Source organism: Microcoleus sp. B4-D4, from assembly GCF_036705185.1.
Lineage (GTDB): Bacteria > Cyanobacteriota > Cyanobacteriia > Cyanobacteriales > Microcoleaceae > Microcoleus.
Genome location: NZ_JAUBTX010000025.1, coordinates 36,529 through 48,947 on the forward strand (window position 1 = coordinate 36,529; position 12,419 = coordinate 48,947).

At 44.6% G+C, this 12,419-nt stretch carries 15 protein-coding genes; 11 read left to right on the plus strand and 4 right to left on the minus strand.

What is annotated here, in order from left to right; all coding sequences use genetic code 11:
- The first annotated feature begins 85 nt into the window (after positions 1-85).
- The 6 genes from QUB13_RS18545 (at position 86) to QUB13_RS18570 (ending at position 7,382) form a co-directional block, all read left to right on the plus strand.
- Positions 86-1,945 carry an NAD(P)H-quinone oxidoreductase subunit F gene (locus QUB13_RS18545; protein WP_333383222.1) on the plus strand — a complete coding sequence of 620 codons (1,860 nt, stop codon included), beginning with the start codon at positions 86-88 and terminating at the stop codon, positions 1,943-1,945.
- Between the two features lie 175 nt (positions 1,946-2,120).
- The gene (locus QUB13_RS18550) at positions 2,121-2,840 is read left to right on the plus strand and encodes a carbonic anhydrase (RefSeq protein ID WP_333383225.1); all 720 of its coding nucleotides are present in this window, start codon (positions 2,121-2,123) and stop codon (positions 2,838-2,840) included.
- A 107-nt stretch (positions 2,841-2,947) separates the two neighbouring features.
- The gene (locus QUB13_RS18555) at positions 2,948-4,453 is read left to right on the plus strand and encodes an NADH-quinone oxidoreductase subunit M (protein WP_333383228.1); all 1,506 of its coding nucleotides are present in this window, start codon (positions 2,948-2,950) and stop codon (positions 4,451-4,453) included.
- A 468-nt stretch (positions 4,454-4,921) separates the two neighbouring features.
- A complete protein-coding gene (locus QUB13_RS18560; RefSeq protein ID WP_333383231.1) occupies positions 4,922-5,242 on the plus strand; it encodes a hypothetical protein in 321 nt (106 codons plus the stop codon).
- 216 nt (positions 5,243-5,458) lie between these two features.
- A complete protein-coding gene (locus tag QUB13_RS18565) occupies positions 5,459-6,781 on the plus strand; it encodes a CO2 hydration protein (RefSeq protein ID WP_333383235.1) in 1,323 nt (440 codons plus the stop codon).
- Between the two features lie 394 nt (positions 6,782-7,175).
- Positions 7,176-7,382 (plus strand): hypothetical protein, encoded by a 207-nt coding sequence (locus QUB13_RS18570; protein ID WP_333248265.1) that lies wholly within the window; start codon positions 7,176-7,178, stop codon positions 7,380-7,382.
- 145 nt (positions 7,383-7,527) lie between these two features.
- Here QUB13_RS18570 and QUB13_RS18575 read toward each other — a convergent pair whose 3' ends face one another.
- The 3 genes from QUB13_RS18575 to QUB13_RS18585 all read right to left on the minus strand — a co-directional run bounded on the left by QUB13_RS18575 (position 7,528) and on the right by QUB13_RS18585 (position 8,526).
- On the minus strand, positions 7,528-7,746 hold the full coding sequence (locus tag QUB13_RS18575) for a type II toxin-antitoxin system HicB family antitoxin (protein ID WP_333383324.1): 219 nt from the start codon (positions 7,744-7,746) through the stop codon (positions 7,528-7,530).
- Positions 7,747-7,859: 113 nt separating this feature from the next.
- The gene (locus QUB13_RS18580) at positions 7,860-8,003 is read right to left on the minus strand and encodes a hypothetical protein (protein ID WP_333383238.1); all 144 of its coding nucleotides are present in this window, start codon (positions 8,001-8,003) and stop codon (positions 7,860-7,862) included.
- A 52-nt stretch (positions 8,004-8,055) separates the two neighbouring features.
- A complete protein-coding gene (locus tag QUB13_RS18585) occupies positions 8,056-8,526 on the minus strand; it encodes a hypothetical protein (protein WP_333383241.1) in 471 nt (156 codons plus the stop codon).
- Positions 8,527-8,693: 167 nt separating this feature from the next.
- Between QUB13_RS18585 and QUB13_RS18590 the strand changes: the two genes are divergently transcribed.
- The 5 genes from QUB13_RS18590 (at position 8,694) to QUB13_RS18610 (ending at position 10,168) form a co-directional block, all read left to right on the plus strand.
- Positions 8,694-8,906: a helix-turn-helix domain-containing protein gene (locus QUB13_RS18590; protein WP_006631306.1), complete on the plus strand. Its 213-nt coding sequence runs from the start codon at positions 8,694-8,696 to the stop codon at positions 8,904-8,906.
- 61 nt (positions 8,907-8,967) lie between these two features.
- The gene (locus tag QUB13_RS18595) at positions 8,968-9,186 is read left to right on the plus strand and encodes a helix-turn-helix domain-containing protein (RefSeq protein ID WP_194010317.1); all 219 of its coding nucleotides are present in this window, start codon (positions 8,968-8,970) and stop codon (positions 9,184-9,186) included.
- A 77-nt stretch (positions 9,187-9,263) separates the two neighbouring features.
- Positions 9,264-9,476 (plus strand): helix-turn-helix domain-containing protein, encoded by a 213-nt coding sequence (locus QUB13_RS18600; RefSeq protein WP_193974409.1) that lies wholly within the window; start codon positions 9,264-9,266, stop codon positions 9,474-9,476.
- 154 nt (positions 9,477-9,630) lie between these two features.
- Positions 9,631-9,825: a hypothetical protein gene (locus tag QUB13_RS18605; protein ID WP_236506337.1), complete on the plus strand. Its 195-nt coding sequence runs from the start codon at positions 9,631-9,633 to the stop codon at positions 9,823-9,825.
- A gap of 148 nt (positions 9,826-9,973) precedes the next feature.
- Complete coding sequence (locus QUB13_RS18610; protein WP_190744088.1) at positions 9,974-10,168, plus strand: hypothetical protein; 195 nt, start codon at positions 9,974-9,976, stop codon at positions 10,166-10,168.
- A 124-nt stretch (positions 10,169-10,292) separates the two neighbouring features.
- Here QUB13_RS18610 and QUB13_RS18615 read toward each other — a convergent pair whose 3' ends face one another.
- A complete protein-coding gene (locus tag QUB13_RS18615) occupies positions 10,293-12,380 on the minus strand; it encodes an NACHT domain-containing protein (protein ID WP_333383244.1) in 2,088 nt (695 codons plus the stop codon).
- Positions 12,381-12,419 lie beyond the last annotated feature (39 nt).

Here is a 12,419-nt window from a genome sequence, read left to right on the forward strand (position 1 = left end):
TTCGCAGTCACCCCAAAATTTCTTTACTGGCGATCGAGATTATTCTCAGATTATTAATTTTTTGTAACATTTACAGGTAGTGCCAATGGCTCAAATCCTACTCCAGACCGTTTGGTTTATACCTTGCTACCCACTCATCGGCGCATTTCTGTCGATACTGTGGTTTCCTGGACTAACCCGCCGCACGGGCCCTAGACCCTCCGGTTACATAAACGCCATTTTAACCTTCTTCGCTTTCGCCCACGGCGTCATAGCCCTAACCGCAGCCTGGAACCAACCGGCACAACAGCAGTTGATTCCCTGGCTGAACGTCGCAGGTTTAGACCTCACCATTCCCGTAGAAATCTCTGTTGTCACCGTCGGGGCTACAGTTTTGATTACCGGACTAAACTTTGTGGCGCAGGTTTATGCCTTCGGCTACATGGAAATGGACTGGGGCTGGGCGAGGTTCTTCTCCCTGATGGGGCTGTTTGAAGCGGGGATGTGCAGCTTAGTTTTGTCCAACTCCCTGTTTTTCAGCTACATGATTCTGGAAGTCCTGACTCTGGGAACTTACCTGCTAATCGGGTTGTGGTTCAATCAATCTTTGGTAGTGACGGGAGCCCGCGACGCTTTCTTGACTAAGCGGGTGGGAGACTTATTCCTACTGATGGGAGTAGTTGCAATTCTGCCGCTGGCTGGAACTTGGAACTTTGACGAGTTGGCAGTTTGGGCTCAGACTGCAAACATTGACCCCACCGTCGCCACGCTGTTGAGTTTAGCTTTGATTGCCGGCCCGATGGGCAAATGCGCCCAATTTCCCCTGCACCTGTGGCTGGATGAAGCGATGGAAGGCCCCTTGCCGGCAACGATTTTGCGGAACACGGTAGTTGTGGAAACCGGCGCTTGGATTTTGATTAAATTGCAGCCGGTCATCGCTTTGTCGCCCGTGGGACTGAAGACAACTATTATTGTAGGTGCTGCAACGGCTGTTGGTGCTTCCTTAATTGCGATCGCCCAAATCGACATCAAGCGCACGCTATCTTATATAGTTAGCTCTTACATGGGCTTAGTATTTATCGCCGTCGGTACCGGACAAACCCAAACAGCTTTGACATTGATATTTGCTTATTCCTTGGCAATGGGTTTGCTGGTGATGAGCATTGGTTCAGTAGTTTGGAACAGCATCACTCAAGATGTCCGAGCTCTCGGCGGTTTGTGGCCCAAGCGTCCAATATCCGGCATATCGTTTCTTGTCGGCGCTGCAGGAGTGATTGGACTGCCACCATTCGGCTGCTTCTGGGCTTTATCGGAACTAGCAGGCGGGCTTTGGAATACCCACCCTTCACTGTTAGGAATAGTGCTGTTTGTCAACGGCGTAACTGCTTTTGGCTTAGTGCGCGTTTTCGGTTTAGTTTTCGGCGGCAAACCAAAGCAAATGACCGAACGTTCCCCCGAAGTTTCCTGGCCTTTTATCTTGCCGATGACCGTGTTAATGGGATTTACCTTGCACGTTCCGCACTTGCTCGCCGCGTGGCAACTTTTGCCTTTGGCAACTTTGAATTATACTGCGGCCGGACTGTTAGTTTTGTCAAGCGCGATCGGCATCGGTGCAGGGGCATTTATTTATCTCAACGAAAAGTGGGAAAAACCGGTGCGAATTGGTTCTCAAGCCGTACAAGACTTCTTTGCCTACGACTTTTACACCGCCAAACTTTACCGCGTCACAGTGGTATTTGCCGTCGGTCTGGTATCCCAAATCATATCCTGGGTCGATCGCAATATTGTTGACGGATTCGTAAATTTAATAGGTTTTGCCACAGTTTTAGGCGGTCAAAGTCTCAAATACAACGTCAACGGTCAAACTCAATTTTACGCCCTGACTATTTTGTTCGGAGTTGCACTTTTGGGACTGCTAGTAAGCTGGCCTTTGTTGGCTCGTCTCTCGCTGATTGTTGGCGGGTAAAGAGATATAACATTTAAAATTTTAGGTGACATTTATAACCTAAAATCTTAAATAAATGAATTCTCGAATAAAGATTTCAAACACTTAAAATTTTAGGTGACATTTATAACCTAAAATCTTAAATAAATGAATTCTCGAATAAAGATTTCAAACCCGCTCCAACAATCCCAAGTACATGAAAGACAATAACCGACCAGTCAATCTTTCCCGACGTAATTCAATCAAATTTGTAGCAGGAGCAATAGGTACAGGAATACTCGCAGCACGAGTAGGCGCTGATGTGGCTGCACCGGCACCAGCAATTGCTCAAAATGACATGAATCCCGATGCAGCTTTGAAAAGCTTAATGGATGGGAACAAGCGATTTGTTGACAAAAAACGCACAAGTCCCCACCAAGACTTCCCCCGCCTCACCGAAATTGCCAAAGCTCAAAAACCCTTTGCTGCTATTCTTGGCTGTGCAGATTCCCGCTTTCCTTCCGAGATTATTTTCGATCAGGGATTTGGAGATTTATTTGTCTGTCGCGTGGCCGGAAATGTGGCTACCCCAGAAGAAATTGGCAGCTTGGAATTTGGCACTCTGGTACTCGGAGCAAAAGTGCTTGTGGTAGTCGGGCATAAAAGATGCGGTGCGGTAGACGCAACCATCAAAGGAGCTCAGGTTCCCGGTCAAATTGGCAGTTTGCTAGAAGCAATTAAGCCTGCTGTAGAAAGCTCGAAAGGTCAAACGGGCGATCATCTAGAAAATGCCTCAAAAGCCAATGTTTTGCTACAAGCTAAAAGGTTGAAAGCATCTCCAGTCATCTCTAAGTTAATTGAGGAGAATAAACTGAAAGTTGTGGGTGGATACTACGATTTAGACACTGGTGTAGTCAGCATTATTGCTGATTCGTGATGCAATTTTTGATTGACAATTTGGGGTAAAGTTAACATCTAAACTCTCAAATTATCAATCACAAAAACATAGAAACTTGATTCTTTACTCTTCACTCTTCACACATTATGCTTAGTGCCTTGCTCTGGTTGCCCGCGTTGGGCGCTGCGGTAGTGGGTTTCTTACCAGGAAATATCAATGCAATGCGACTGCGCTCAATAGCCTCCGCCTTCGCTGTTGCTATTTTCCTGTTAAATATCTTGCTGCTGACTCAATTTGACACGACAAATTCAGGACTGCAATTTCAAGAATATTTGCCTTGGATTCCCCAATTAGGTTTGAGCTACAACTTAGGGGTTGACGGCTTATCTTTGCCGCTAATTGTTTTAACCGGATTGTTGACGCTATTAGTGATTTACGGCACCGGCGAAGGAATAGCTCGTCCACAGCTTTACTACGCGATGATTTTGCTGATCAATGCGGGTGTCGTTGGGGCATTGATGTCTCAAAATTTGCTGTTGTTCGTACTTTTTTACGAGCTAGAATTAATTCCTTTTTACCTCTTAATTGCGATTTGGGGTGGCAAGCAGCGGGAATACGCGGCGATGAAGTTTCTGATTTATACGGCTGTTTCGGGACTTTTAGTTTTAGCTGGATTTTTGGGTGTAGCTTGGCTGAGCGGCTCTTTAAACTTCGATTACAGTGCGATTACTACTCAAGACTTGTCCTTTAAAACTCAATTAATCCTGCTAACTATTGTGCTGATTGGGTTGGGAATTAAAATTCCTTTAGTGCCCCTTCATACATGGCTGCCGGATGCCTACGTCGAAGCTTCGCCAGCAACAGCAATTTTGTTGGGAGGTGTTTTGGCGAAATTGGGAACTTACGGCTTAATCCGGTTTGGTTTGCAGTTGTTTCCCGAAACTTGGTCGATTGTCGCTCCCGGTTTAGCGATAATCGGGACAGTCAGCGTGATGTACGGTGCTTTGAGCGCGATCGCCCAAAAAGATATCAAGCGCATGGTAGCCTATAGTTCGATCGGGCATATGGGCTACATCCTCGTCGCCTGTGCCGCCGGAACAAAACTCGCCTTAATCGGTGCAGTCGGGCAAATGGTAAGCCACGGCTTGATTTTAGCTTTGCTATTTTATCTAGTAGGCATCATCGAAACCAAAGCCGGCACGCGGGATTTGGACGTGCTCAACGGCTTGATGAATCCGCTGCGGGGTTTGCCCACAGCAAGTTCGCTGTTAGTTTTGGGAGGCATGGCAAGCGCCGGCATTCCCGGTTTAGTCGGTTTTATCGCCGAATTTTTAGTATTCCAAGGCAGTTTTTCAGCATTTCCAATTCCGACTTTACTGTGCATTTTAGCCTCCGGGTTAACAGCAGTTTACTTTGTAATTCTGCTCAACCGCACCTGTTTTGGAAAGTTGGACAACGCCACGGCTTACTACCCTCCAGTTAAGTTTGCCGAAAATATGCCAGCCCTAGTCTTAGCCACTCTCATTTTCTTCTTGGGAGTGCAACCGGTGTGGCTGTTGAAGTGGAGCGAATCTACTACAAATGCGATGGCAGTAACTCTGTCAACGGGCAGATATTCTCAAGTAGCTGTCAGCTATCAGCCGGATAAATAGAGCGTGAGAAAGTGGAGGATGGAAAAAGTACGAGTCTTTTATGATTCTGCTTTCTTCTTCTTTCTGCTTTCTTCTTCTTCCTTCGGCAGATTATCAATGTGTTAAAATAGGATACATCCGTCAAAGACTGGTGCTTGACAAATAGACGCTAGAGTTTAACCGACTGACAAAATAGCACTGATTGCTAGGAAATAAAAACTCATGAAACGGGAAAATATTTTTAGTTTTCTCGCAATGCTTTAAATCAGTCGATCTGTCCGCGCCAAGAAATCTTGATTCCTTTGAATTGCAAATGTGTTACACTCAAAAAAGAATCAGATACAGGAACTAATAAAACAATAAAATCTAGTTTCTGTTGCCGGATAGAAACAGCAGTAAGGAGTAAGTAAAAATTGCTCATGAAACACACACACAAAATTAGTTTATGTGCAGCAGCACTTGGTCTTTTAGTCGCAGAAACTTCTGCTATTGCCCAAGCTAGAACCCGAATTGCCGATTTGCAAAAACCGAGAACAGCAACTACCATTTCTGGCAGTAATAGGTTTCGGAGAAGCTGATGAAAATGAGTGGATTATTGACGACGGTAGCGGTCAAGTGAGAGTCGATGGCGGCTCCCGAAAGAAGCGCAACATCAATTTATCCAAAGGCGAAACGATCGTAGTTGTAGGTGAGATGGACGAAGATGAATTTGATGCTTTCTCTATTACGCGATGGGACGGCTCAACGATAAACATTCGCTCTCCAAAACGCCGGCAGCATTCGGATGACCATGATGATGACGATAGATAACAGCGACAGGACTTGCGCGCTCATGTGATTGATTTGACATATACCTGATAGGCGCAAAGCGATCGGCAAGTATCCTAAATGGGGCAGTAAAGGGCTACACAATCGTACAAGTGTGCCCTGCACTCCCCATAAAAGCTGAAGGTATCAGCGCGCCCCCCAAGCCGCAGAATTGGGCAATTTCTAAATATTGAAATTCACTCAAACTAAGGAAAAAAAATGGTACAAACTCCTACAAAACCAGCAACTAAACTCCCTCCTTCCAAGCACGAATTTGCAGATGTAATCCACAGGCTGGAAGCCGGCGGCGCAATGATTCCCGATACGCCGGAAAATCTGATGCAAATCATCGCGATTTGGAAAGCCTACGCGGTACCGATGGACTTCTACTGGCGGGATTTGCTTTACATCGCCGAACGGGTATTTTTACACCCGCTTCCCTTCTTTAAATACTTCTTACCCCAGGAGTATTTAGACTTGCAAAATCACTATGCAGGTGACGATGCAGATTTGCGGATTTGGCGGGGAACTGGTAGCGCCCATCCAGAACTTTTGGAGTTCATGGAAAAAGGGGAAATTGGTAAACAGCCACGACTTTTTCACCATTTGTGGCACGATCGCATTAACATGGAATTTGCCGAAGAAGTTATGAGGTCGATGCTTTGGCACCGGGGGATGTACGTTCCCGTCAATCAGTTTGACCCTTATCTCGACACCGACGAATACAAAGCTAATGCCGATCGCGCCATTAAAGCTTACTTCAAAAAAGATCCGTTCATGCTGGCGCTGCACAAAGCATTCCCGGATTTGTTTTTAGAACAGTGCCGCCAAATGTCTTATTACAGCAATCTCGGCTTGTTTTGGGAAGTAATGGCCCCGGTGTTTTTTGAAGTTTCCGACTTGTACGACGAAGGCAAAGTTACCACAGTCCCGCAGGCGATGGATTTCATCACAAATGGCATATTTGCGATCGCCGGTCGTCCGATTTACCACCACGTTGTCATCGACGGAGAAACCTACGAAATAATCCCGAAATCTAAAGGTTTCACTTGGCTGTACGAAGCAGCGCTACCTTATGTAGAAGCTATATTTTACCGCACTTCGCCGTTCCGGGGAACCAAATCGTACAACGCGCAAGCCAAGGAAGTTCCCGACGATCAAAAAGACTTCCACTACGGAGTTTTGTATGCAGATAAATTCCCAGTAGGTACTGCCGGAATTCCGCCGACTTTGCTAGCACAAGATATGCTGCACTTCCTGCCGCCTTATTTGATGGATTTCTACAAACAGCGGTGTCGCGGCGAGGATGATATTCTCAATCAAATTGGCGTAACGTTCCAGCGATCGATGTACTGCGTTACTTCGGGGGTGATTCAAGCTTTGCGGGTTGCCCTACTGTATCCTTTGGACGATCCAAATCCGAAGCATTTGAAGGCGAATCGGGCGTTTTTCGAGTCTCAGATCGATCGCTTCTGCCGCCCGGAATACGGCATGAAATACGCAGCGAAGTTGAAGAACATTCAGACTTCAGATTACAGATAAAAGATGTTGGCGGGCGGGCTAGAATCCCACCACACAACAGAACTCATTCTTTGTGGAACAGGCATTTTGCCTGTTCTCGACAATGGTGCAAAATATAAGTTGCAACTGACATGGAAAAAAGAGAGTTGTTTAATCGATTTCAAAAAAGGTATGATATTAAATAAATTAGCATCATAAATATACACCTCTCTCTTCTCCTCCTCTGCGCTCTCTGCGCTCTCTGTGGTAAAAAAAATCCAATCTAAAAAAGAATCATGAATAGCCAAGATATCGCAAAATATATCAAAGCAACCGATTAAATAAATTAGCATCATAAATATACATCTCTCTCTTCTCCTCCTCTGCGCTCTCTGCGCTCTCTGCGGTCAAAAAAAATCCAATCTAAAAAAGAATCATGAATAGCCAAGATGTCGCAAAATATATCGAAGCAACCGACGGGATTTCTAAACCGTGGCTGTTGGTGCAACTGCGGCTGAAAAAACTGCAAGAAAGGCGATCGGAGATTTCGACTGAAGAATATATGATAGAACTTGCCGACCTCCACCGGGATTTAATGAATCTGGGCGAATGGTGGGTGGGAATCGAAGATGAAGTGTTTTAAAAGTTAAATCGCGATCGGTAAAATCAGCAATTCATCAATAGTCTAATTCCATCATCTAGTTGTCTCAGTTTAATAGACAAAGAGAACAGGCGATTCACGAAGAAGGATAGCTGCGATTCACAAACTTTTCGGCCTTGGATTATACTCAGGCGATTTGAAGAATGCTAGGTTCCGGGATGGGTTCACCTTCTTCCTGCCAAGCTTCTAGATACATTTCGAGCACTTCTTCGCCATGTCGGATGGCTGCTTCGCGGGTTTTGCAGTGGGTACAGGGCATGATAACGCGATCGGCAAATTCTGGAATAGTCACTAGGAAAAGTTGATCTTCGTCAGACCATTGGATGCTGATACTGTATCGATTCATGAATCTTCCTGCTTTAACTCGTCGAGTTCCGCTAACAATATTGCCAACTGCTTCTCTCTCATAGCGTGGCACATCATCTCCGTCTTTGCCTGGAATTGTTAAGGTTTTGCAAATCAAAGGATGCTGCTATCTCTCATGGCTACGTTTTCCGCGTTTTGCCAAATAAAGCCTTCGCGGGTAATCTGAGCTTTTAACTCGCGAATTTTTCTAGGCATGGTGATTGTCCATTTTCTACCTCCATTGTATCCATTAGCCATTTATTTGAATTGTGCCTGTGCCCATTCTCACAGTTGCTCGTGCGATCGCACTTTAAAATTTTTCCATTAAATCTTTTTCTTGGGCATAAACATCTCGTAGCTGTTGCAGCGCGGCCCCAGAAATAACTGATTTAACATTAGCTACCAAGAGCCCCCACTCCAGCAATCTGTCAACTGAAACAGCTTTTTTAAACTTGTGCGTGTAGAATTTAGTCCAAAATGCCGGTGCTAGCTTGCTTTTCCAGCGTTTGTACCATCTGCCAAAATCTTGAATGGCGATCGGCTTTACTTCTATAATTGGGGGAAAATCGGCGTAGCTGACAAAGCGGCTGATGTGTTTGGCGTGCACGTAAACCATGTAGCGGCAGCATTCGATGCGGTAAATGTCGTCTACTGCGATATCGAACAGCAGTGCGACTGTTTCTTCGGTGACGAATCGCGCCAGCGGATGCAGGATGGGAGATTTGTGAATTATCTTTGATTCTGCGATCGTCGATGATTTTCTCGAAGTATCTGATATCATAGTAAGTGCCTATTCTGATTGTAGATAAATCTATTGATGGTAGGTCAGACAGCTAGTAACTGTCTATTTAAGTTTTGAAAACGATCGCCTTTTAGTTTTCGAGGCCAGAGGGCGATCGCTTTTTCAGATGAAATTATTGTAAGGTGTTGTAACACCCATTGTCAAGCATGGGTTTAGTTAGAATTAAAGTCAGAGAACTAGCCGCCGAGAAAGGCTGGACATTCAAGGAAGTTTCAGAACGTTCTGGGGTGGTGTACAACACTGTCAAGCACTATGCCCGCTGTCCCGGGCTGACAACGGTTGACTTTACCTTACTGCTGAAATTAGCTCGAACTTTTGATGTGATGATTGAGGATTTGGTTGAGGTTTTGGAGGAATAGCCGATCGCTTTTTCAGATATCTAATATTAAACGACAGCAGATTGTCATTTGTCAAGTAAGTATGAGTAAAGGGTTAGTGAGGTTGCGGATTCGGGAGTTTGCAGAGCAGAATGGATGGACGCTTAAGGAAGTTTCCGATCGATCGGGCATTGGTTACAGCACCATCAGAAACTATGCCCAATGTCAAGGCATGACAACCGTTAATTTCGCCTACTTACATAGGTTGGCTCGCATTTTCGATATTATGATTGAGGATTTGGTAGAGATTTTGGAGGAATAGCCGATCGACCTTGAGCATCCTCGGTCAAAATAATCTATCTTTATAAAATAACTACGCAATTGCATCAACTATCAAGCATGGGTTTAGTCAGGCTAAAAATTCGGGAACTAGCGGCGGAGAAGGGCTGGACGCTTAAGGAAGTATCCGATCGCTCTGGGGTAATTTATAGCACCGTCAGAAGCTATGCTCGGCGTCCTGAAATGGCAATGGTAGACTTTACTTGCCTGCGGAGGTTAGCTCGAACTTTTGATGTGATGATTGAGGATTTGGTTGAGGTTTTGGAAGAATAGCCGATAGACCTTAAGTTGTCTAGACCGGGGGCGATCGCTTTTTTGGATTTTTTACACTATAGCATGATTAATTGTAGTTAGTCAAACATTATTTTACTTAATCGTACTAAGGATGGTAACATCAAGGAAAGTTATTAATAGTTGATTATTCTTCGTGGCTAAAACTAATACGGCGATCGCGGTCAGTTCCGTGATAAAGGAAGTCATTCAAAAACAAGCCCAAGCGACAAGACTAACTCAGAAGGAAGTCGTGTACTTGGGAATGCTGGCAATTGATGCACTCGATAAGGAAAGCCGCCAAGAGTTGGCTGACAAAGTACATCAAATGCAGGTAAATGGGGAGATTTGAGGGGTTGAGGGCGATCGACCTTTCCACCCTTCTATAAACCTTTGTATTTCGTCTTTTCAAGACGCGCTTAATCGCTTTGCATCGCAGCTAAAAGCTGAGGTTAAAAGTGCTAAGATTTAATCGAAGTTATTAATCTCCCGTTACCTTTGTGACTAGAGCCAGTACCGCCATTGGAGTCAGCCCCATAATTAAGGAACTTGTGCAGAAAAAGGCGCTAGCAACCCGACTAACGCTGAAGGAAATTATCTATGTTGGGATGCTGGCGATCGACGAGTTGGACGAAAAGCGCTTGCAAGAATTGGCTGACAAGGTGCATCAGATGCAGGTGAATGGGGAGATTTGAAGAAAAAGGAAAACCAGGTGGGTGTCCAGAAACCGGGTTTTTTACGAAATACTTCGTTGTAACAGACAAGTTAGCTAAAAACCCGGTTTCTTTAGTCGTAGTGCGTAACTCAAGAGCGATCGTCTCAAATGGTAGAATTCTCTGGAACTACCAACATCCGCGATTCTATTTCTTCCCAGGTTTTTGCTGATATTCTCACTGCTGCTTCTTTGCATCCGACGATCAGATAATTGGCATATAAATAATCTGTCAGCACCTTTACTTCTTCCTGAGATAATTTGACTATTTCTATATTGAGATGGAGTGCGTTACACCAGGTATCTAAAAGGCCATCTAAAAATGCTAAGTCTGTTTGGTCGGATTGGTTAGCATCAAGAAATCGATCTTTGAGTGCTATCAGTTGAGCAATCAGTTCAGTCCAATTCACATCCTTGAAGATTTTGATTTTTTTAAATTCTTCGGCGATAGTGATGGCGTAGGCGTAGGCGTTGGCGTTGCCGATGGCGTTGCCGATGGCGATCAAGTTGGGGTAGGCGATAGCGATGCCGTTAACGTTGGCGATGGCGTTGGCGATGCCCTTAACGTTGGCGTTGCCGATGGCGATAGCGATCGCCAGAGCACGTTTACCCACAGGCTTATAATTACCTTCCGAGTCCTTAGTCGCTGCATCTGCCCATTGCAATAGCCCTTGCAACTTCGGCGTGTTAATGTACTTTTGAGCTTCTTTTTCCATTAACAGCAGCAAGCCATCAGCCCCATTTTTTGCACGCACCAACCCCGCTACCAACAAAAACACTTCTGGCCAGCGTAGATCGGAAAGATGGCCGGTAACTAACTGCTCAATTAAATTATTATCAGCAATATATTGCGCCGTGAGATATTCCTGAAGCGTCAAATGCGAAAACGAGAACACATCCTCAGCTCGTTCTACCAAAATCCCCTGTTGAACGGCAATAGCTTTCAGAACCGCCTCACCGTCTAAATGCTTCGGTGCATTCAAATTGCCTGCTAAAAAAGTTTTGATTTCCTCAACCACTTCTCGCTGCGAAAAAAACAGCTTATCACTCTCAAAACCAGTATAAGCAATCTCCGATAACAAACTCTCTTCTAACTCCGTGCTGAGTCCTTGATAAATTTCCTCTTTCTGAATACGCTTTTCCGCCGCCCATTCTTCCAACAATATCCGCAAAGCCTGTTTGTAAAGAGCACTGCGATTATTCGGAAATTTTTGCGAACGGTCATAAATGAGGCAGAGGAAAGTTAGCAATAATGGCGTGTGGGCTAACTCCTTAGCTGCTGCATATTCTGGCTTTTGCAATAACTCCCAACATTTTTGAGCAGTTCCCGCTTGTTTATCAACCTCAGACTGAAACCAGTTACCAATAAATTGCTCAATTTGAGTATCGTCAAAGTCGGCAATTTTTACATCCGTAAAGCGTTGAAAGTTGTTTCTATAAGCGGCTGTGCGACAAGAGACAATGAAGCTATTTTTATCATAGCGGTCAACAAAATTTTGAATTTTACTAATGACTTCATTGGTGTTGACTGTCGGCACTTCATCCAATCCATCCAGCAAGATTAACAGCTTTCCCTGCTCTAATGCCTTAGCGATAAATTGCTCAGAAGAGGGAAAGCCACAAATGCTAAACTCTTCAACAATTAATTTTTCTATGTCTATCTGGCTAGATGTAAAGCTTTTAAGTTCGATAAAAACAGGAATGCGATCGTGCTTAAATCCGCCTTTTTTGCCCTTCAGTGCTTCGAGTCCTATTTTCCGCAAAAATGTAGATTTTCCCGCTCCGGGCTGCCCTAACACCATCAAATATTGCTTCTGATTAGCAATTTTTAGCCCTTCTTGCTTCTTGCAATCTTGCTGCTGAAAACTTCGCTTCTTTGCTTTGCGGTAAGCTTCTTCTAAATTTTGGATTGATTCAAAACTGCGGATTTCTTGGTCATCCAAAAACTGCACAGCAGTATAAACCGATTCTAATGGCACAGCCTCCCGCATTCCCAATACTTTCAGCATACCGTGACGCTTGATGTAGCGTTTGCTGTATTCCCCCGATGCCGTGTAAATTAGCTGTTTAGTTTCCTCATTTAGCTTTTTGCCCATCAAACCGAGAAACTTGCCACCACTTTCAAAGACTGACTGGAAAATGGGCAGGGCGATACCGCTAACACAACTTGTAATTAATGGTTCTAATCCTGTCATAGAAGTATTAATAAGTTTTTTATGATTATCGCACTTATT

Bases quoted from the DNA above. Each gene is read 5' to 3' on its own strand.
- QUB13_RS18590 (WP_006631306.1), top strand. From the start codon at position 8,694: ATGGGTTTAGTTAGAATTAAAGTCAGAGAACTAGCCGCCGAGAAAGGC.
- QUB13_RS18580 (WP_333383238.1), bottom strand. From the start codon at position 8,003: ATGGCTAATGGATACAATGGAGGTAGAAAATGGACAATCACCATGCCT.
- QUB13_RS18600 (WP_193974409.1), top strand. From the start codon at position 9,264: ATGGGTTTAGTCAGGCTAAAAATTCGGGAACTAGCGGCGGAGAAGGGC.
- QUB13_RS18585 (WP_333383241.1), bottom strand. From the start codon at position 8,526: ATGATATCAGATACTTCGAGAAAATCATCGACGATCGCAGAATCAAAG.
- QUB13_RS18570 (WP_333248265.1), top strand. From the start codon at position 7,176: ATGAATAGCCAAGATGTCGCAAAATATATCGAAGCAACCGACGGGATT.
- QUB13_RS18545 (WP_333383222.1), top strand. From the start codon at position 86: ATGGCTCAAATCCTACTCCAGACCGTTTGGTTTATACCTTGCTACCCA.
- QUB13_RS18575 (WP_333383324.1), bottom strand. From the start codon at position 7,746: ATGAATCGATACAGTATCAGCATCCAATGGTCTGACGAAGATCAACTT.
- QUB13_RS18615 (WP_333383244.1), bottom strand. From the start codon at position 12,380: ATGACAGGATTAGAACCATTAATTACAAGTTGTGTTAGCGGTATCGCC.
- QUB13_RS18565 (WP_333383235.1), top strand. From the start codon at position 5,459: ATGGTACAAACTCCTACAAAACCAGCAACTAAACTCCCTCCTTCCAAG.
- QUB13_RS18555 (WP_333383228.1), top strand. From the start codon at position 2,948: ATGCTTAGTGCCTTGCTCTGGTTGCCCGCGTTGGGCGCTGCGGTAGTG.
- QUB13_RS18595 (WP_194010317.1), top strand. From the start codon at position 8,968: ATGAGTAAAGGGTTAGTGAGGTTGCGGATTCGGGAGTTTGCAGAGCAG.
- QUB13_RS18550 (WP_333383225.1), top strand. From the start codon at position 2,121: ATGAAAGACAATAACCGACCAGTCAATCTTTCCCGACGTAATTCAATC.